Here is a 19,025-nt window from a genome sequence, read left to right as displayed (position 1 = left end):
TAGTCCGGCGGTGCGTGCGGCTACACGCCGATCTGGCCGTCGGCCTTCCACACCGCCACCATCGACGGCCGCGCGGTGCCGTTCCCGCCTTCCGGCCACCGTGAGAGCGGGTTGTCGATGCTGTTGTCGTCGTTCTCGCCCGGATGCTGGACGGCGACCATCACCAAGTCATCCATGACGATCGGCCCACAGGTCTCCGCCCCCAACGGCACGGTGAGGAACTGCTTGGTCTCGCCGCGGTTCGGGCCCTCCAGCGCCACGGCGAACAGGCCGTCGTTGGAGTCCAGCGCGTTGCCGTCGGTGGAGATCCACAGGTTGCCGTAGTTGTCGAAGGCGAGGTTGTCCGGGCACGAGATCGGGCTGACCTTGCTCTTGTCGAAGCCGCCGAAGTACGTGTCGGCCGCGGCGGGATCGCCGCAGACCAGCAGCAGGTTCCAGCTGAAGTCGGTGCCGGCGTGGTTGTCGGTGATCTCGAGGACCTGGCCGTTCTTGTTGTCGTTGCGCGGGTTGGCCGCATCGGGCGGCGCCTCGCCCTCCGCGCCGCGTTCGTCGTTGTTGGTGAGTGCGACGTAGACCTTGCCGGTCTTGGGGTTGGCCTCGAAGTCCTCCGGCCGGTCCATCTTGGTGGCACCGGCCTTGTCGGCGGCCATGCGGGTGAACACGGCGGCCTCCTGGGCAGAGATCCCGTCGACCAGCGACTCGGCCTGACCCCCAGGAGCCGAGCGCAGCAGCGGGATCCAGGTGCCGCTGCCGCTGAACGAGCCCTTCGACGGGAGCTTGCCCGAGCCGTCGATCTCGTCGGCCGGGATGTCGCTGGTCAACTTGGCGACGTACAGCGTGCCTTCGTCCAAGAGGGTCATGTTGTGCGCCATCGCCGCCGGGTCGCGTCCCGGTTGCATCTTCTTGCTGGAGACGAATTTGTACATGTAGTCGAAGCGCTCGTCGTCACCTGTGTAGGCGACCACCGTGCCGTCGTCGGTGACGTAGATGTTCGCGCCCTCGTGCTTGAGCCGGCCCATCGCGGAGTGCTTGACCGGGGTCGAGTTCGGGTCCCACGGATTGAGCTCCACAATGTAGCCGAACCGGTTCGGCTCGTTGGGTGTCTGCGTCAGGTCGAAGCGAGGGTCGAAGGTCTCCCAGAGAAGGGCGGTCGGTTCCAGCGAGACACCGTAGCGGTCGAGCCGGTCGGCGTCCACCGGGTTCGGCGTCGGCGCGCCCTCGGCGGCACCGAAGTAGTCCTGGAAGTTCTCTTCACCCGAGAGTACGGTGCCCCACGGGGTGACGCCGCCGGCGCAGTTGGCGAACGTTCCCGCAATCGTGCGGCCGTCCGGATCCGCGGCGGTCTTGACGAAGTCGGTGCCCGCGGCGGGACCCGTCAGCGTGTGCGGGGTGTCGGCGGTGATGCGGCGGTTGTAGCGGCCCATGACCGGCCTCAGCCCCTGCGGCGTGCGCTCCACCTCGACGACACCCATGCCGACCGCGGCGATCTCGACATCGAAGTGCTCGCGGGTGGGGGCGTCGGGGTTGTAGCCGGGGAACATGAACACCGGGTCCACGTACTCGAAATTGGTCACCAGCAGGAAGCGGTTTTGCTGACCCTCGATCGGTAGCAGCCCGGCGAAGTCGTTGTTGAAGCCGAACTGACCGCGCTGCGCAGCGCCGGTCTGGTTGGTGACGTCGAATCTCGGCGCGTTCGGCAGGATTGGGTCGCCCCAGCTGATGACGACTGCCTGCTGGTAGCCCTCGGCGACGACGACCGCGTCCTCGCTGTTGGGCGCCACCGAGGTGAACTTCATACCCGCCGGGGACTCCGGCGCTGCGTCCGAGGTCGTGGGACTGGCGGCGGGTTGCTCGTCACTCCCGCATGCGGCGAGCACCGATCCAGCGCCGACGGCCAACACGGTGACGCCGGTCGCCTGCAGCATCGACCGGCGACGCACCGCCTTGACGATGTCGCCGAAGTACGCGTTGTCGCTGGTGTTGGGAACGGGCTTCCAGCAGGCGTCACCGCACTTGTAGCGGCAGGTGATGTGCTGCCGTTTCGACTTACCGTCGTGGGAGACAAACAGGTTCAGCGGTATCAACGCCATGCCGGCAGAGTCCTTCCATCTTTACGGCCGCGGGCTGAGCGGCCGGTCGCGCGGAAACCTACGGCAGCCGGACGTGCAGTAGGCGATCAACAGGTGAACAGCAGGTGAGACGCCGCGACGCCCGTCGCTCAGCTCTGACCGGTGAGCACTGCGCGCAGGATGTCGACCAGGGCCTGCGGTTGCTCACCCTGCACGGCGTGCCCGGCGTCCTCGACCACGTGGGTGCGCCGGAAACCGGGCGCCTCGGCGAATGCGTCGGCGTCGCTGACGAAGAACGACTTGGCGCCGCGCGCCAGCGTCGTAGGCATGGTTATCGCGGGGACGTCGTCCCACAGCCCTTCAAGCCGTCACCCTTGCGCAACGAGTTGCGGTCCCGGTGCGGGGAGGCGGCGACGGTTAGGTCGAGCATCGCCTCGAAAGACGGGAAGGTGCGGTCACCCTGGACCAGCGCGCCGCCGCCGAGCTGCGCCTTGGTCATCTGCTCATGGCGTGCCGGGGCCGAGGTGTGACGTCGACGAGTACCAGTTCGGGCACCAGCGCCGGTTCGGTGGCCGCGATCCGCAACGCGGTCAACCCTGCCCAGCGACGTACCGACGACCAGTCGCGGTTCCGGCGCCCATTCGCGCAGCACGGCCCGCAGCGTCTCGGCGTTGAGCTTCGGCCCGTAGTCGGCGTCCTCCCGCCACGCCGAGCGACCGTGCCCCGGTAGGCCCACCGCGAGCGACCCTAACGCCGCCGCCGAGATCGACGTAATGGTGAAATCTCCCCGCACTTTCGCGCCCAAACGTTCGTTTGGGCGCGAAAGGCGCGAAAGGCAGAAAGGCGCGAAAGGCAGAAAGGCGGGTCAGCCCTCGATGAAGGTTTCCAGATGCGTGCGGGCGACGTCGTCGGGCAGCTGCTGCGGCGGGCTCTTCATCAGGTAGGCCGAGGCGGCGACGACGGGTCCACCGATGCCCCGGTCCTTGGCGATCTTCGCGGCGCGGACCGCGTCGATGATGACGCCGGCGGAGTTCGGAGAATCCCACACCTCCAGCTTGTACTCCAGGTTCAGCGGCACGTCACCGAAGGCGCGGCCTTCGAGGCGGACGTAGGCCCACTTGCGGTCGTCGAGCCAGCCGACGTGGTCGGACGGGCCGATGTGCACGTCTTTGGTGTTGAACTCGCGCTGCAGGTTGCTGGTGACGGCCTGGGTCTTGGAGATCTTCTTGGACTCCAGCCGGGAACGCTCGAGCATGTTGAGGAAATCCATGTTGCCGCCGACGTTGAGCTGCATGGTGCGGTCGAGCTGCACACCGCGGTCCTCGAACAGCTTCGCCATCACGCGGTGGGTGATGGTGGCGCCGACCTGGCTCTTGATGTCGTCGCCGACGATCGGCACGCCGGCATCCTCGAACTTCTTCGCCCACACCGGATCGCTGGCGATGAACACCGGCAGCGCGTTGACGAACGCCACGCCGGCGTCGATCGCGCATTGCGCGTAGAACTTGTCGGCCTCCTCGGAGCCCACCGGCAGGTAGGACACCAGCACGTCGACCTGCGCGTCCTTGAGCGCCTTGACCACGTCGACGGCCTCGGCGTCGGACACCTCGATGGTGTCGGCGTAGTACTTGCCGATGCCGTCGAGGGTCGGGCCGCGCTGCACGGCGACGTCGGTCGGCGGCACGTCGGCGATCTTGATGGTGTTGTTCTCCGACGCGAAGATCGCCTCGGACAGGTCGAAGCCGACCTTCTTGGCGTCGACGTCGAAGGCGGCGACGAACTTGACGTCGCGGACGTGGTAGGGCCCGAAGCGAACGTGCATTAGACCGGGCACGGTCGCGTTCTCGTCCGCGTCTTTGTAGTACTGCACGCCCTGCACAAGCGAGGACGCGCAGTTTCCAACGCCGACAATGGCGACCCGGATGTCTCCTGCGTGCTCAGTCATGGCCGATCTCTCCCTCTCCTACTGAAATACGGTGGTGCTGTCTGTGGTCGCCCCGGTTCAAGGCTGTGCTCACGAGTTGTCCGGACTGCCCTGCCCGAGGCGTTCCGCCGCGATGAGTTCGTTGAGCCACTTCACTTCTCGCTCGCTGGACTCCAACCCCAACTGGTGCAACTGCCGGGTGTAGCGGTCGAATGAGGTGCTGGCCCGCGCAACTGCTTCACGCAGACCTTCGCGACGTTCCTCCACCTGACGACGGCGACCTTCCAGGATCCGCATTCGGGCTTCCGCCGGGGTGCGGTTGAAGAAGGCCAGATGCACACCGAATCCGTCGTCGGAATAGTTCTGCGGACCGGTGTCGGCCACGAGCTCGGTGAAGCGCTGCTTGCCGGCGTCGGTGAGCTGGTAGACCCGCCGGGCTCGTCGACGCGTCACCGTGCCCGCAGGCGCGGCGTCCTCGACGATCAGTCCGTCGATCTGCATGCGACGCAGCGCGGGGTACAGCGAACCGTATGAGAAGGCGCGGAACGCACCGAGCAGACCGGTGAGGCGTTTACGCAGTTCGTAGCCGTGCATGGGCGATTCCAGCAACAGACCCAGGATGGCGAGTTCGAGCACTGTGAACCACCTCCTCACGATCTGCACCGTCGCTACGACGCATCGACATCTCGCAAGATACTATCGCGTCGATATACTCGACGCCACACCGGGGTGTTGCCTTGTGTTCGCCTGCCGGTCACCTGGACCGGCTGCTCAGCTGCGCGGTGACCAGATCGCCTTGGTGGCGCCGTCCGGGTACAGCTCGATGCGCCCGGTCCCGAAGTCGCTGTTGGCGATGATCTCGACGTTGACGATGTCGGGGGTGGCCGGGTCGGCGGACGGCCCGATCCGCACCCAGGTGTCGGTGATGTCGGCGCGGCTCATCCCGAGGGTGTCGGGTGCTCCGCGCAGCACCGCGAGCGTCTTCTCGTAGTCGAACCTGGCCAGGTCGACGAGCCGATCGTCGCTAGTGAGAGTGCTGGGCGAGCCCCACGGATCGCCCCATCCGCCGCGATAGTCGTAGTTCTGCCGGCGCCGGTGGTCCGTCGGGTCCGGCCGGTCCAGCGACGCGTGGTCGGAGTGGATGTCGAGTTCGTATCCCATAGTGCTGCCGAACCGCCGCCGCATCTGCTCGAAAAGCCCGCTGAGCCCGTTGAGGGACTGCAGCTGTCGCGGCGGGGTGAGCACTGCGGGTTCGATGCCGTCGGAATTGGCGCCCGGGTCGCTCTGGAAGTTCAACGGCGAACTGGTGTTGCCGTACAGCCCCCAGCCGATGCACATGCCGAGGACGACGAGGGCGACGGCCATCGCCGCCTTCAGCCCCCAGCCGGTCGACGACCAGACGCGGCGCGGGGTTTTGGGCTTGCCCAGATCCGGCAACTGGACCGGCGCGTTGCCGGTCTGCAGATCGGACACCAGCGCCTGCAGATCACCCAGCGTCGCGGCGTGGGTGGCGGCCTTTACGCGCGCGCCGTGCTCAGCCATCGACAGCTGCCCCTCGCTGAGCGCGGTGTCGAGCACCTGGCAGGTGTCGTTGCGGTCGCTGTCTTTTGCCCGGGTCCCCGCCGTCTGCCGCCCTGAGCTGCTCACCGCCACGCCGAGATCGTAAGAGTTCGGTAGGCAATACCGCAGGCCCGACGCGGAATCGGAGGTTACGTTGCGGCGTCTCACGCTCGGCCCCGAACGGGCCGACGTACTCTGGTCACCGTGCGATTGCAGAGACAGGTGGTGGACTACGCGCTGAGGCGCCGGTCCCTGCTGGCCGAGGTCTACTCGGGACGCACCGGCGTCTCGGAGGTCTGCGACGCCAACCCCTACCTGCTGCGCGCCGCGAAGTTCCATGGCAAGCCGAGTTCGGTGATGTGCCCGATCTGCCGTAAAGAGCAGTTGACCCTGGTCTCGTGGGTGTTCGGGGATCACCTCGGCCCGGTGTCGGGTTCGGCGCGCACTGCCGAGGAGCTGGTCCTGCTGGCCACCAAGTTCGACGAGTTCTCCGTACACGTGGTGGAGGTATGCCGAACCTGTGAATGGAATCATCTGGTGAAGTCTTACGTGCTCGGCGCGGCGCGGCCGCCCAAGGCCCCGCGCGGGACCCGGTCGGCGCGTAAGAGCGCGCGTACGGCGAGTGAATAGCGAAGGGCACCACGAACGGTCGGTCGACGATGTCCGCAAGGGACACCCGGCGGACCGTGGCGGGGCGCCGCCTCCAGGAGACCGCGGCCCACGGCAGGCAGCTCGGGGCCGTCCGCCTCGTCCCGCCCAGGGCCCGTCCCGCCGGCCATCCGAACCGGCTGCCCGTAACCGTCCGCCGCGGGCGCCCGACGACAAGCGCACCGCGGTCCTGCCGCAGTTCCGTGACGAGCCGCCGGCTCATCTGCGTGATCCGATCGACGTGGTAAAGGCCGCTCTCGAGGGCACCCCTCCCCAGATGCCACCGCCGCCACGCGGCCCCGGCGGAGGCGGTGACGGTCCGTCTGGTCCGCCCGGCGGGCGTCGACATTGGCGTGAGCGCGTCAACGGGGGGTTGGTCAAGCGCGGGCTGATCGCCGCGGCCGTGGTGCTGATCGTGCTGCCGCTGGTGACATTCGGTATGGCGTACCTGATCGTCGACGTACCGAACCCGGGCGACATCCGGACGAATCAGGTGTCGACGATCCTTGCCAGCGACGGCAGCGAGATCGCGAAGATCGTCCCGCCCGAGGGCAACCGCGTCGACGTCAACATCGGCCAGATCCCGGTGCATGTGCGGGACGCCGTGATGGCCGCCGAGGATCGCGACTTCTACTCCAATCCGGGCTTCTCGTTCACCGGCTTCGCCCGCGCGTTCAAGAACAACCTGTTCGGCGGTGACCTGCAGGGCGGGTCGACGATCACCCAGCAGTACGTGAAGAACGCTCTGGTCGGCTCCGAGCGGGGCGGGTTGGGTGGCATCACGCGTAAGGCCAAGGAGCTGGTCATCTCGACGAAGATGTCCGGCGAGTGGTCCAAAGACCAGGTGTTGCAGTCGTATCTGAACATCATCTACTTCGGTCGCGGCGCCTACGGCGTGGCCGCGGCGTCGAAGGCCTACTTCAACAAGCCGGTCGAGGAGCTCACCGTCGCCGAGGGCGCGCTGCTGGCGACCCTGATCCAGCGTCCGTCGGCGCTCGACCCGGCCGTCGACCCCGAGGGTGCCGCCGACCGGTGGAACTGGGTGCTCGACGGGATGGTCGAGATCGGGGCGCTTTCGGACACCGACCGCGCCGCCCAGGTGTTCCCGCCGACGGTCCCGCCGGACGTCGCGCGCACCCAGAACCAGACGACCGGCCCGAACGGGCTCATCGAGCGTCAGGTGCAACGTGAACTGCTCGAGCTGTTCGACATCAGCGAGCAGCAACTCAACACCGAGGGGCTGCAGATCACCACGACGATCGACCCGAAGGCGCAGCGGGCGGCCGAGGAGGCGGTCGCGGAATACCTCGACGGTCAGGATCCCGACATGCGGACCGCGGTGGTGTCGATCGATCCGAAGACCGGCGGGGTCAAGGCCTACTACGGCGGCTCCGACGCCAACGGGTTCGACTTCGCCCAGGCCGGCCTGCCGACGGGTTCGTCGTTCAAGGTGTTCGCGCTCGTGGCCGCGCTGCAGCAGGGCATCGGCCTGGGATACCAGGTCGACAGCTCGCCGCTGGAGGTCGACGGCATCAAGATCAGCAACGTCGAGGGCAACAGCTGTGGCACCTGCAACATCGCCGAGGCGCTCAAGCGCTCGCTGAACACCAGCTACTACCGCCTGATGCTCGAACTGGACAACGGACCTCAGGACGTGGCCGACGCTGCTCACCAGGCCGGTATCCCCGAGAGCTTCCCCGGCGTCGAGCACACCCTCAGCGAGGACGGGCAGGGCGGACCGCCGAACAACGGCATCGTGCTCGGCCAGTACCAGTCCCGGGTGATCGACATGGCGTCGGCATACGCCACGCTGGCCGCCTCCGGGGTCTACCGCAAGCCGCACTTCGTCCAGAAGGTCGTCAACTCCCAGGGTGACGTGCTGTTCGACGCCTCGCAGGAGGACAACAGCGGAGAGCGCCGCATCGACAAGAGGGTGGCCGACAACGCCACCGCGGCCATGCAGCCGATCGCCGCGTACTCGAATGGTCACGCGCTGGCGGGTGGGCGGCCGTCGGCGGCCAAGACCGGTACCAACCAGCTCGGAGACACCGACGACAACCGCGACGCGTGGATGGTCGGGTTCACCCCGTCGCTGTCCACGGCGGTGTGGGTCGGCACCGTCGACGGCACCAAACCGCTCGAGAACAAGTGGGGCTCCCCGGTGTACGGGTCCGGTCTGCCGTCGGACATCTGGAAGGCCACGATGGACGGGGCGCTGGAGGGCACCGACAACGAGTCGTTCCCGAAGCCGGAGGAGATCGGCGGGTACGCCGGTGTGCCGCAGGCGCCGTCGCGGCCGACGGCCACGTCCACCTTGGTGCCCACCCCATCGGTGCCGACCCCATCGGAGACGGTGATCCAACCGACCCTCGAAGTCGCCCCGGGCATCACGATCCCGCTCGGCCCACCGACGACGGTTCCCGTCGGGCCGCCACCGCCGGTCGGCCAGCCGGTGCCCGCGCCGGTCGCACCCGCGCCGGTGGTTCCCCAGCCGGTCGTTCCCGGTGTGCCCGTACCGCCTGGGCCGCCGCCGCCTCCGTGACGAGGCCCGAGGGGCCCGGCGAACGGGAACCCCGGTGGGTGTCGCCGTCGCCGCTCGCGCAGGATCTGCGCAGCGCCGACGACCGGGATCTGCCCAGCCGCACCGACCGGATCGGGGCGGCCCTCGCGGACGTCATCGGCGGTCCGGTCGGCCGGCACGCACTGATCGGCAGGCAGCGCTTCATGACGCCGCTGCGCGTGATGCTGATCGTCGCGGTCGTGTTCCTGGCGCTGGGCTATTCGACGAAGGCAGCGTGTCTGCAGACCACCGGCAGCGGACCGGCCGATCAGCGGGTGGCGAATTGGGAGAACAACCGTGCGTACTACGAGCTGTGCTACTCCGACACCGTGCCGCTCTACACCGCGGAACTGCTGAATCAAGGCAAGTTCCCGTATAAGTCGAGTTGGATCGAGACCGACGGCAGCGGTGAGCCGCGCATCACCTACGACGGCGAGGTCGCAGTGCGGTACATGGAGTACCCGGTGCTGACCGGGCTGTACCAGTACGCGTCGATGGCGCTGGCCAAGACGTACTCCGCAGTCACACGGGCGGCGTCGATCCCGGTGGTCGCCGAGGTGGTGATGTTCTTCAACATCGCCGCGTTCGGTCTGGCGCTGGCGTGGCTGGCGACCGTGTGGGCGACGGCGATGCTGGCCGGCCGACGCGTGTGGGATGCCGCGCTGGTCGCCGCGTCACCGTTGGTGATCTTTCAGATCTTCACCAACTTCGATGCGCTGGCAACGGCTTTCGCGGTCGGCGCGATGCTGGCGTGGGCTCGACGAAGACCGGTGCCGGCCGGTGCGCTGATCGGCCTCGGGGTGGCGGCCAAACTGTATCCGCTGCTGCTGCTGGTGCCCTTGGTGCTGTTGGCGCTGCGGACCGGACGGCTGCGCGAGGTGGCGAAGACAGCGGCGACGGCGTTCGCCACCTGGCTGCTGGTCAACCTGCCGATCATGGCGCTGTTCCCCCGCGGGTGGTCGGAGTTCTTCCGCCTCAACACCCGTCGCGGTGACGACATGGACTCGCTCTACAACGTCGTCAAGTCGTTCACGGGGTGGCAGGGGTTCGACACCGACCTCGGTTTCTGGCAGCCGCCGACGATCCTCAACGCCGTCACCGCGGTGCTGTTCGCCTCGTGTTGCATCGCCATCGGATACATCGCGCTGACGGCGCGGCAGCGGCCGAGGGTGGCGCAGCTGGCGTTTCTCGTGGTGGCCGCGTTCTTGCTGACCAACAAGGTGTGGAGTCCGCAGTTCTCGCTGTGGCTGGTCCCGTTGGCCGTGCTGGCACTGCCGCACCGGCGAATCCTGTTGGCGTGGATGACCCTCGACGCACTGGTCTGGGTGCCGCGCATGCTCTACCTCTACGGCGAGTCCAACCGCGGTCTGCCCGAACAGTGGTTCACCGCCACCGTGCTTCTGCGCGATGTCGCGGTCATCACGTTGTGCGCGTTGGTGATCAGGCAGATCTACCGCCCAGAGCTCGACCTGGTCCGCTACGGCGGACGCGTCGACGACCCGACCGGCGGCGTCTTCGACCGGGCTTCCGACGATCCGCCGCGCTGGTTGCCCGACTGGTTGCGGCCAGAGGCTCATCGGATCCGAGTGACTCCGCCCCGACCTACCCATGACGAGGCGCCGGCCGGCGTCCGGCGATGACGACCGATTTCGCAGCTCAGACCCGTCTCCTGTAGCCTGGGCGGGTTGCCGACGCAGGCGACCCTCCTGCCACGGAATCCGCCGTGGCCGCACTACGACCATAGGAGGTGATGAGGTTCTAATGCGTCCATACGAAATCATGGTCATCCTCGACCCCACACTTGACGAGCGCACGGTGGCTCCCTCGCTGGAGACGTTCCTGAACGTCGTCCGCAAGGACGGCGGAAGCGTTGATAAGGTGGACATCTGGGGCCGTCGCCGGCTCGCGTACGAGATCGCCAAGCATGCCGAGGGCATCTACGCGGTGATCGACGTGAAGGCCGCCCCCGCCACGGTGACCGAACTCGACCGTCAGCTCAGTCTGAACGAGTCGGTGCTTCGCACCAAGGTCATGCGGACCGACAAGCACTGATCACCGAACGGCTCCGGGTGTCATGCGCCTTGCGTAGGCTCGCGCCCAGTATGCCGTCCATCTCAGGAGGACCCAGTGGCTGGTGACACCACCATCACCGTCGTCGGAAACCTGACCGCCGATCCGGAATTGCGGTTCACGCCGTCCGGAGCGGCTGTCGCCAACTTCACCGTGGCGTCGACTCCGCGGATCTACGACCGTCAGGCCGGGGAGTGGAAGGACGGCGAAGCGCTGTTCCTGCGCTGCAACATCTGGCGCGAGGCCGCCGAGAACGTCGCCGAAAGCCTGACCCGCGGGTCTCGCGTCATCGTGACCGGTCGGCTCAAGCAGCGGTCCTTCGAAACCCGTGAGGGCGAGAAGCGCACCGTCATGGAGGTCGAGGTCGACGAGATCGGCCCATCGCTGCGGTATGCCACGGCCAAGGTCAACAAGGCCAGCCGTGGTGGCGGTGGTGGCGGCGGCTTCGGTGGTGGCGGTGGCGGGGGATCCCGTGGCGGCAGCGGTGGTGGGCAGGCGGCCGCGGCCGAGGACCCGTGGGGCAGTGCCCCGGCGTCGGGTTCCTTCAGCGGCGCCGACGACGAGCCTCCCTTCTGAGTGACTCCACGAGCACTCCCGAAAGAACATTGAGAAAGAGATAGCGATATGGCCAAGTCCAACAAGCGGCGGCCGGCACCGGAAAAGCCGGTCAAGACCCGCAAATGCGTGTTCTGCTCCAAGAAAGGCAAGGGGCAGGACATCGACTACAAGGACACCGCACTGCTGCGTACCTACATCAGCGAACGCGGCAAGATCCGTGCCCGCCGGGTGACGGGCAACTGCGTGCAGCACCAGCGTGACATTGCGGTCGCAGTGAAGAACGCCCGTGAGGTGGCCCTGCTGCCGTTCGGTTCGTCCACGCGGTAGACCACCACCGGAAACGAAAGATCAACGAAGATGAAACTGATTCTCACCGCCGAGGTGGATCACCTGGGGGAGCCCGGTGACACCGTGGAAGTCAAGGACGGCTACGGCCGCAACTACCTGCTGCCGCGCGGGTTGGCGATCGTCGCCAGCCGCGGCGCCCAGCGTCAGGCCGACGACATCCGTCGGGCCCGCGAGCTCAAGACCGTCCGCGGTCAGGAGCACGCCAAGGAGATCAAGGCCGCGTTGGAGGCGCTCGACGCCGTCGAGCTGGCGGTGAACGCCTCGGCCGACACCGGTAAGCTGTTCGGCTCGGTGACAGCCAGCGATGTGGTCGCCGCAATCAAGAAGGCCGGCGGCCCCAACCTCGACAAGCGGACCGTCCAGCTGCCGAAGGCACACATCAAGAGCCTCGGTGCGCATTCGGTATCGGTGCGGCTGCATCCGGGCGTGGAAGCCTCGGTGTCGCTGAACGTCGTCGCCGAGGGCTGACACCAGCGTCAATACGCCCGGGTGGGAACTGTTTGCGGTTCCTATCCGGGCGTTGTGCTTCCCCGGCGAACATCCTTTGGCTCAAATCCCCGTAGCGAACGTTATCGGGTGTTAACCTGCACGGCGCTCCGGCGTAGCTCAACACGCCCGAGTCGTCAACCGCGCACGACACGCCGGAAAAGTTTCTATCCACAACCAGTTAGAGCCTCTACGGTGCGCTTATCTGCGGTGATATCCCGATGACGAACGGCCATCCACAGGTTCTCCCCAAGGGCTCAACACGCTCGTCCTGATGTATCCACACTGCGTCCACAGGTTCATGAACAGGCCTGCTCCCGCGCCGCCGTAGCAACGTCTAGGGTTGGCGCTCGCGCGGTGTTGTCGGCGGTCGGACTTAAAGTCGCAGCGAGCACAAAACGAACGGGCGTTCGATCGATGGAGGGGGTCTCGTGGCTGTCGTGGACGACCGTGGTTATGCCGACATGGACGCCGCACCGCCGAGCGAGGAGTTCGGCCGTCAGCCGCCGCACGACGCGGCGGCCGAGCAGGCCGTCCTCGGCGGGATGCTGCTGAGTAAGGACGCCATCGCCGACGTCCTCGAGCGGCTACGGCCCAACGATTTCTACCGGCCGGCACACCAGAACGTCTACGACTCGATCCTCGAACTGTACGGTCGCGGTGAGCCCGCGGACGCGGTGACGGTGGCGGCCGAGTTGGACCGGCGTGGACTGCTGCGTCGCATCGGCGGTGCGCCGTATCTGCATACCTTGATCTCCACTGTGCCGACGGCGGCGAACGCCGGCTTCTATGCCGGGATCGTGGCCGAGAAGGCGCTGCTGCGCCGCCTGGTGGAAGCGGGGACCCGCGTCGTGCAGTACGGCTATGCGGGCGCCGACGGGGCGGACGTGTCGGATGTGGTCGACCGCGCCCAAGCCGAGATCTACGACGTCACCGAGCGCCGTGCGACCGAGGATTTCGTGATCCTCGAGGACCTGCTGCAGCCGACGATGGACGAGATCGACGCGATCGCGTCTCGGGGCGGAATCTCGCGCGGTGTGCCGACGGGGTTCATCGAACTCGACGAGGTGACCAACGGTCTGCACGCCGGGCAGATGATCATCATCGCGGCCCGTCCTGGAGTCGGGAAATCGACGCTGGCACTCGATATCCTGCGGTCCTGCTCGATCAAGCATCAGCTGCCGAGCGTGATCTTCTCGCTGGAGATGAGCAAGTCCGAGATCGTCATGCGCCTGCTGTCGGCCGAAGCGAAGATCAAGCTCGCCGATATGCGCTCGGGCCGGATGAGCGACGACGACTGGACGAAGCTGGCTCGCCGGATGAGCGAGATCAGCGAGGCCCCCCTGTACATCGACGACTCGCCGAACTTGACGATGATGGAGATCCGCGCGAAGGCTCGCCGGCTGTCGCAGAGGGCCGGCTTGCGGCTGATCGTCGTCGATTACATGCAGCTGATGACGTCGGGCAAGAAGTACGAGTCGCGTCAGCAAGAGGTGTCGGACTTTTCCCGCAGCATCAAGCTGATGGCCAAGGAACTCGACGTGCCGGTGGTGGCGATCAGCCAGCTGAACCGCGGCCCGGAACAGCGCACCGATAAGAGGCCCCAGGTCTCGGACCTCCGCGAGTCGGGCTGTCTGACGGCGAACACGCGAATCCTACGGGCCGACAATGGCGCCGAGGTCACCTTCGGTGAGCTGATGCGTACGGGCGAGCGCCCACTGGTGTGGTCGCTGGACGAGCGCATGCGCATGGTGGCGCGACCGATGACCAACGTCTTCGCCAGCGGTCGCAAAGAGGCGTTCCGGGTGCGGTTGGCGTCCGGTCGGACGGTTGAGGCGACGGGCAACCATCCGTTCATGACGGTGGACGGCTGGATCCCGCTCGAGGAGCTGAAGGTCGGTGACCGGGTGGGCGCGCCGCGTAAAGTTCCCGAGCCGGTACGCACGGGGCGAATGGCCGATGCCGAGGTCGTCATGCTGGGGCGCATGATCGGGGACGGATCAGGCGTGAAGCGCCAGCCGATCAGGTACGCGAGCATCGAGGCGCAGAGCCTGTCGGGGGTTACCGACGCTGCCAAGCACTTCGGCGTGACGGCGGTGCGTGGCGAGTATCCGGCGGATCAGGTCACCAAGTTACGCATGCCGGCCCCCTACCGGTTGACCCACGGTAGGTGCGATCCGGTCGCGGCCCGGCTCGACGGCATGGGCGTGTCCGGAACGGGGAGCCACGAGAAATCCGTGCCTGGAAGGGTTTTCGCGCTACCTAACGATCAGGTCGCACTGTTCCTGCGGCATCTGTGGGCGACGGATGGGTCGGTCACGTGGGACCAACGTGCCAAGGCGGGATGCATCTACTATTCGTCGACCAGTCGGTGCCTGGTCGACGACGTCGCCCAGTTGTTGTTGCGCTGCGGCGTATACGGCCACATCAAGCCCGTGCTGAATGACCGCTATCGGGAAGGCTGGCACCTGTACGTCTACGGTGCTGACAACCAGGCACGCTTCCTGACCAATGTCGGCGTGCCCGGTGCTGGGGGAATGGCGGCGCAGCGGGTGCTGGAGAGCCTCGAAAGCGTTGTGTTTAGCCGCAATTCGGATACGGTTCCGAAGGAGGTGTGCGCTCAGATGCGGGTATCCGAAATCCTCGCCGACGAGCACATCGCCATGTCGGCGACCAACGACGTGTTCTGGGACGAGATCGTCGAGGTCACCAGCATCGGTGAACAGGACGTGTACGACGGAACCGTCGATGGCACACACAACTTCGTCGCAAACCAGATCAGTCTTCACAATAGCCTCGAGCAGGATGCGGACATGGTCATCCTGTTGCACAGGCCCGACGCATTTGACCGTGACGATCCGCGTGGCGGCGAAGCGGACCTGATCCTGGGTAAGCACCGTAACGGCCCGACGAAGACGATTACCGTTGCGCACCAACTGCATTTGTCCAAGTTCGCGAACATGGCGCATTCTTAGTGTAGGCTTGTAGGTTCTCAAACCCGCGTGTCATTTTCTCAGTGCGCTTGTCATGCGCCTGTCATGCGTGTCTCAAACCTTGTCATGTTGTCCGTTCCGGTCTTGGAGTTCGTCAGCGTCGGCACGTGATGTGATGCAGACCCCCTTCGCCGGAGCCATGGATGACTCTCGTGGGGCCGCGACACGGGATCCGGGCCACAGTGGCGGAATGCTGCAGTGTCGGTCACCTCGGCAATAATTGACGTTGACGTTCGGTGGCGATGGACGCTCGGACAGTGGAGATGGTGGCTGCATAAGCCACCAAGATGGGGGTATTCGCGATGAGCTATCGGAACAAGATTCACGTGGCTTTCGCCAGTGAGGACATCCGCTACTACCGGCTGATGGAAGCGTGGCGGGACAACAAGCGCATCGACTTCAACTTCTTCGACGCCCATGACCTCTGTCAGGCGCGGGACACCAGGCAGCCCGAAACGATCAAGCGCAACCTGCGTGAACGGATGAAGAACGCCAAACAGACCGCGTTATTGGGAAGCGTCGACGGGCGGGCGGAAGGCCAGAGACGGCAACTGAGACACGGTGTCGGCAAAGTCGTATTTCACCAGTTCAGCAGTAGTTTGACGGGTCGGAGATGATTGCGCGCGTGGTGTCGAAGCGCGGCGGCGATGTTGGTATGGCCGTTGAGCCGCAGGACACTGATGGCTGTATTCCTCAGGGTTGCCATGACCTGGGGTCCGCCGCCGGTGCGGATCTGCGAGTGGTCCTCGGCGTAGGTGACGTCGCGGACCCAGTGCAGCTTGTTCTCGATCGCCCAGTGTCCGCGCAGCCAGGCGGCGATCTGGGCGGGCTTGGCGTCGGCGATCGACAGGGAGGTGACGGCGTAGACGACTTCGGTGTGACGCTTGCTGGTCTTGCGGTCGGTGACCGTGCGGGTCAGTTGCAGCACCTGCACGGCGCCGGGGAACCCGATTCCCTCGGTGATCTCGGTAGCTTTGAGTACGCGTTTGGCGGTGCGGCCGTGATCGTGCTCGATGCTGGTGTCGAGGATCGGGATCTGTTTCCACGGCAGGTTTTTGAGCTGCCTGCGCAGCGTCGGCTGATTGTCTTTGACGGTGAAGATGTAGTGGCCGCTGCGGCCGATGATGTGTTCGGCGGTGTCGCGCTGACAGTGCAGGGCGTCGGCCGTGATGACCGCCCCGGTGATGTCGAACGTGTCGAGAAGCTTTCTCAGCATGGGGATTTCGTTGGTCTTGACATCGACCGCCAGTTGCGCGAGCACGGTGCCGGTCTGTTGGCACAGCCCGGCCAGCAGGTGCACCAGGCTGCCGGTCTGGCCGCGGGCGCCGCGCAGCGTCTTGTCATCGAAGGCGATCACCCGGCGACCGGCGATCGTGCTGGTGTGCAACCACATCCACGCCCCGATCAGCTGGTCAAGTTCGTCCGGGGCGAGCCGTTGCAGGCAGCGCCGGATCGTCGACTCGCACGGCGCAACGCCGGTGACACCGAGCCGCGCCAGCACCTCCGGAGCGGAATCGGCGGCCCATTCGGCGATCGCCACGAACGACTGTGCCCCGGCGAGCACCGCCGACAGCGCCACCGCCAGCACCCCGGTCAGACCGTGCCGAATCCCGCGCCGCTGGCGCGGGTCGGGCACCCGCGCCAGCAGATCCAACAACCCCTCTGGTGCGGGCGGAATCTCGGCCAACTCGCCCAGCAGCGGGTCGGAGTCGTCGACAACGGACAAGATGGGCGATGATGGCACAGCGGGCACGGCAGCGCTTTCTGGGATGTGGCTGGTGTGGAAACTGTGATCATCCCGTGCTCTGCCGTGCCCGTCCTGTAACCACACCAGTCCCGCCTGTCACGCCTGCAACGCTGCAGGCCAAACGCTCAGGCCACGACTTTGCCGACACGTGTGCCACGAACGATGAAGGAGGTCCCTATGGGTAGGTAGGGAGATCACCCGAGTCGATGCTGTGCCAGAGATGAAGGTGTGGCCCTTCGACGTCGCCCTTCGGGGGGTGGCGTCAAACCACCGCATGCTGCGTTGGCTGAAGACCGTCGTGGTGAGCGATGCGGAAAAGGCGTCCCGGAGGCGTCAGGTGGGGACCAGGAAGATGAGTAAACCCGAACCGCTGTTGACGTGTCGTTACAAAGGGAAGAGACATCCAAACCGTGGCCATGTGTCGGGCTGCGGGAGCAGGGCCTGGCGGGTGCCCGATTACTGGCCAGGTGGTGTCCGGCATGGAGGCGGCATGAGCCTGGTCTGCGGCTCTGGCAGGGAACGTGGGAAGGCATGCGCCGATACCCCCCTCCGATGGGGTGAGAGGGAGTAGCCGAGCGGTGGTGACCGCGAGGTGTGAGTACCGTCGCGGCGCGTGCTGGCGGACCGGCCCGTAGTAGTGCCGAAGCCCCTGTAATGGGGGTGGAGCGAAGGGGCCGGGCCATCTGTGGCTGTGTTTGTCCGGTCAACCCGGCATGGTCGGGGAGGAGCTTGGTGAGCGAGCTGAAATCGTCAGCGAAACCGTTTGAGATTTCGAAATGGGAGGTTTGGCAGGCATACGAGAAGGTCAAGGCCAACAAGGGTGCGCCGGGGGCGGATGGGGTGGATCTGGCGGCATTCGAGGCTGATCTACAGGACAACCTGTACAAGATCTGGAATCGGATGTCGTCGGGGTCCTACTTTCCGCCGCCGGTCAAGGCGGTGGAGATACCCAAACCGCACGGCGGTGGGACCAGGGTGCTCGGTGTCCCCACGGTCGCGGACAGGATCGCCCAGACGGTAGTGGCAGCGAGGCTGGAAGCAAGGGTCGAGCCGATCTTTCATCCGGACTCCTATGGCTACCGCCCGAAGCGGTCGGCGCTGGACGCGGTCGGGGTATGCCGGCGGCGCTGTTGGAAATACGACTGGGTCATCGATTTGGATGTGCAGAAGTTCTTCGACAGCGTGCCGTGGGACCTCGTCGTCAAGGCGGTGGCGGCACACACTGACCAGCCCTGGGTGCTGCTGTATGTGAAGCGGTGGCTGGCCGCACCGATACAACAGCCCGATGGAACCTTGCAGCAGCGAGACCGCGGAACCCCACAGGGCTCGGCGATCTCGCCGGTGTTGGCGAATCTGTTTCTGCATTACGCGTTCGATGCGTGGATGGCTCGGGAGTTCCCGACGATCCCGTTCGAGCGCTATGCAGACGATGCGGTCGTGCACTGTGTCAGCGAGCGTCAAGCTCGCCACGTACAGGCGGCGATCGCAGACAGGTTGGAAACTGTCGGGTTGCGACTGCATCCCGATAAGACCCGGATCGTGTACTGCCAGGACAACAATCGGCGCGGCTCGGCAGAGCACACGTCGTTTACATTCCTGGGCTTCACGTTCCGCGCCCGCGGCGCGCGGGACAGACACGGGGTGGTGTTCACCTCGTTTCTGCCCGCGGTCAGCAAGGACGCCTTGAAGAAGATGAGCTGCGTGGTGCGGCGGTGGCGCCTGCATCGGCGCACCGAGCTCGCCTTCGCTGACCTGGCCCGGATGATTAATCCGATCGTTGGGGGCTGGATGCGCTACTACGGGGCTTTCTACCCGTCAGCACTGTATGGCCTGCTGGGCCGCATCAACACCTACCTGGTGCGGTGGGTCCGCAAGAAATACAAACGATTCCGTGCCCGGCGCCAGGCCAGAGCAGCGTGGGAGCGCGTAACTGCGCAGTACCCGCGTTACTTCGCGCACTGGGCGTGGGTCACATACCCGCTGATGATCAAGATGGCAAGAGCGGAGTGACGGGAGACCGTCACGCTCCGTTCCGTGGGAGCCCGGGGGGCGCAATTCCCCC

Annotated in this window: 15 protein-coding genes and 1 pseudogene; 10 read left to right on the top strand and 6 right to left on the bottom strand. The window is 66.1% G+C overall.

Annotated elements, in window-relative coordinates; genetic code table 11:
* Nucleotides 1-20 precede the first annotated feature (20 nt).
* From G6N07_RS18825 to G6N07_RS18805, 5 genes and pseudogenes are all read right to left on the bottom strand, one after another.
* Complete coding sequence (locus tag G6N07_RS18825) at nucleotides 21-2,090, bottom strand: PhoX family protein (RefSeq protein WP_085192490.1); 2,070 nt, start codon at nucleotides 2,088-2,090, stop codon at nucleotides 21-23.
* Between the two features lie 128 nt (nucleotides 2,091-2,218).
* Nucleotides 2,219-2,814, bottom strand: a pseudogene (locus tag G6N07_RS18820) (alpha/beta fold hydrolase); the annotation flags it as partial.
* 120 nt (nucleotides 2,815-2,934) lie between these two features.
* Nucleotides 2,935-4,014 carry an inositol-3-phosphate synthase gene (locus tag G6N07_RS18815; RefSeq protein ID WP_085192489.1) on the bottom strand — a complete coding sequence of 360 codons (1,080 nt, stop codon included), beginning with the start codon at nucleotides 4,012-4,014 and terminating at the stop codon, nucleotides 2,935-2,937.
* Between the two features lie 69 nt (nucleotides 4,015-4,083).
* A complete protein-coding gene (locus G6N07_RS18810; RefSeq protein ID WP_085192540.1) occupies nucleotides 4,084-4,629 on the bottom strand; it encodes a PadR family transcriptional regulator in 546 nt (181 codons plus the stop codon).
* 135 nt (nucleotides 4,630-4,764) lie between these two features.
* A complete protein-coding gene (locus tag G6N07_RS18805) occupies nucleotides 4,765-5,646 on the bottom strand; it encodes a DUF1707 SHOCT-like domain-containing protein (RefSeq protein WP_085192488.1) in 882 nt (293 codons plus the stop codon).
* 111 nt (nucleotides 5,647-5,757) lie between these two features.
* On the opposite strand from G6N07_RS18805, the gene G6N07_RS18800 reads away from it, so the two are divergent.
* The 9 genes from G6N07_RS18800 (at nucleotide 5,758) to G6N07_RS18760 (ending at nucleotide 15,833) form a co-directional block, all read left to right on the top strand.
* A complete protein-coding gene (locus tag G6N07_RS18800) occupies nucleotides 5,758-6,183 on the top strand; it encodes a DUF5318 domain-containing protein (RefSeq protein ID WP_085192487.1) in 426 nt (141 codons plus the stop codon).
* A complete protein-coding gene (locus tag G6N07_RS18795) occupies nucleotides 6,176-8,743 on the top strand; it encodes a transglycosylase domain-containing protein (RefSeq protein WP_085192486.1) in 2,568 nt (855 codons plus the stop codon). The genes G6N07_RS18800 and G6N07_RS18795 overlap by 8 nt, the downstream gene beginning before the upstream one ends.
* A gap of 38 nt (nucleotides 8,744-8,781) precedes the next feature.
* Nucleotides 8,782-10,401: a glycosyltransferase family 87 protein gene (locus G6N07_RS18790; protein ID WP_085192539.1), complete on the top strand. Its 1,620-nt coding sequence runs from the start codon at nucleotides 8,782-8,784 to the stop codon at nucleotides 10,399-10,401.
* Between the two features lie 121 nt (nucleotides 10,402-10,522).
* On the top strand, nucleotides 10,523-10,813 hold the full coding sequence (gene rpsF, locus G6N07_RS18785) for a 30S ribosomal protein S6 (protein ID WP_085192485.1): 291 nt from the start codon (nucleotides 10,523-10,525) through the stop codon (nucleotides 10,811-10,813).
* 75 nt (nucleotides 10,814-10,888) lie between these two features.
* Nucleotides 10,889-11,407 (top strand): single-stranded DNA-binding protein, encoded by a 519-nt coding sequence (locus G6N07_RS18780; protein WP_085192484.1) that lies wholly within the window; start codon nucleotides 10,889-10,891, stop codon nucleotides 11,405-11,407.
* A 48-nt stretch (nucleotides 11,408-11,455) separates the two neighbouring features.
* A complete protein-coding gene (gene rpsR / locus G6N07_RS18775; RefSeq protein ID WP_085192483.1) occupies nucleotides 11,456-11,716 on the top strand; it encodes a 30S ribosomal protein S18 in 261 nt (86 codons plus the stop codon).
* 30 nt (nucleotides 11,717-11,746) lie between these two features.
* A complete protein-coding gene (gene rplI, locus G6N07_RS18770) occupies nucleotides 11,747-12,205 on the top strand; it encodes a 50S ribosomal protein L9 (protein ID WP_085192482.1) in 459 nt (152 codons plus the stop codon).
* 449 nt (nucleotides 12,206-12,654) lie between these two features.
* Complete coding sequence (locus G6N07_RS18765; protein ID WP_085192481.1) at nucleotides 12,655-15,198, top strand: replicative DNA helicase; 2,544 nt, start codon at nucleotides 12,655-12,657, stop codon at nucleotides 15,196-15,198.
* A gap of 320 nt (nucleotides 15,199-15,518) precedes the next feature.
* The gene (locus G6N07_RS18760) at nucleotides 15,519-15,833 is read left to right on the top strand and encodes a TIR domain-containing protein (protein WP_197913033.1); all 315 of its coding nucleotides are present in this window, start codon (nucleotides 15,519-15,521) and stop codon (nucleotides 15,831-15,833) included.
* Here G6N07_RS18760 and G6N07_RS18755 read toward each other — a convergent pair.
* A complete protein-coding gene (locus G6N07_RS18755; RefSeq protein ID WP_235849924.1) occupies nucleotides 15,797-16,942 on the bottom strand; it encodes an ISAs1 family transposase in 1,146 nt (381 codons plus the stop codon). The two genes, G6N07_RS18760 and G6N07_RS18755, sit on opposite strands and share 37 nt — an antisense overlap.
* A gap of 753 nt (nucleotides 16,943-17,695) precedes the next feature.
* Between G6N07_RS18755 and ltrA the strand changes: the two genes are divergently transcribed.
* Complete coding sequence (ltrA, locus tag G6N07_RS18750; RefSeq protein ID WP_197913032.1) at nucleotides 17,696-18,973, top strand: group II intron reverse transcriptase/maturase; 1,278 nt, start codon at nucleotides 17,696-17,698, stop codon at nucleotides 18,971-18,973.
* Nucleotides 18,974-19,025: the final 52 nt, after the last annotated feature.

Origin of the sequence: Mycolicibacterium doricum (assembly GCF_010728155.1) — a bacterium.
Lineage (GTDB): Bacteria > Actinomycetota > Actinomycetes > Mycobacteriales > Mycobacteriaceae > Mycobacterium > Mycobacterium doricum.
Note: the sequence above shows the minus strand (reverse complement) of the source record. Positions and strands in the feature narration are given on the sequence as shown.

Bases quoted from the DNA above. Each gene is read 5' to 3' on its own strand.
- G6N07_RS18825 (WP_085192490.1), bottom strand. From the start codon at position 2,090: ATGGCGTTGATACCGCTGAACCTGTTTGTCTCCCACGACGGTAAGTCG.
- G6N07_RS18815 (WP_085192489.1), bottom strand. From the start codon at position 4,014: ATGACTGAGCACGCAGGAGACATCCGGGTCGCCATTGTCGGCGTTGGA.
- rpsF (WP_085192485.1), top strand. From the start codon at position 10,523: ATGCGTCCATACGAAATCATGGTCATCCTCGACCCCACACTTGACGAG.
- rpsR (WP_085192483.1), top strand. From the start codon at position 11,456: ATGGCCAAGTCCAACAAGCGGCGGCCGGCACCGGAAAAGCCGGTCAAG.
- rplI (WP_085192482.1), top strand. From the start codon at position 11,747: ATGAAACTGATTCTCACCGCCGAGGTGGATCACCTGGGGGAGCCCGGT.
- G6N07_RS18760 (WP_197913033.1), top strand. From the start codon at position 15,519: ATGAGCTATCGGAACAAGATTCACGTGGCTTTCGCCAGTGAGGACATC.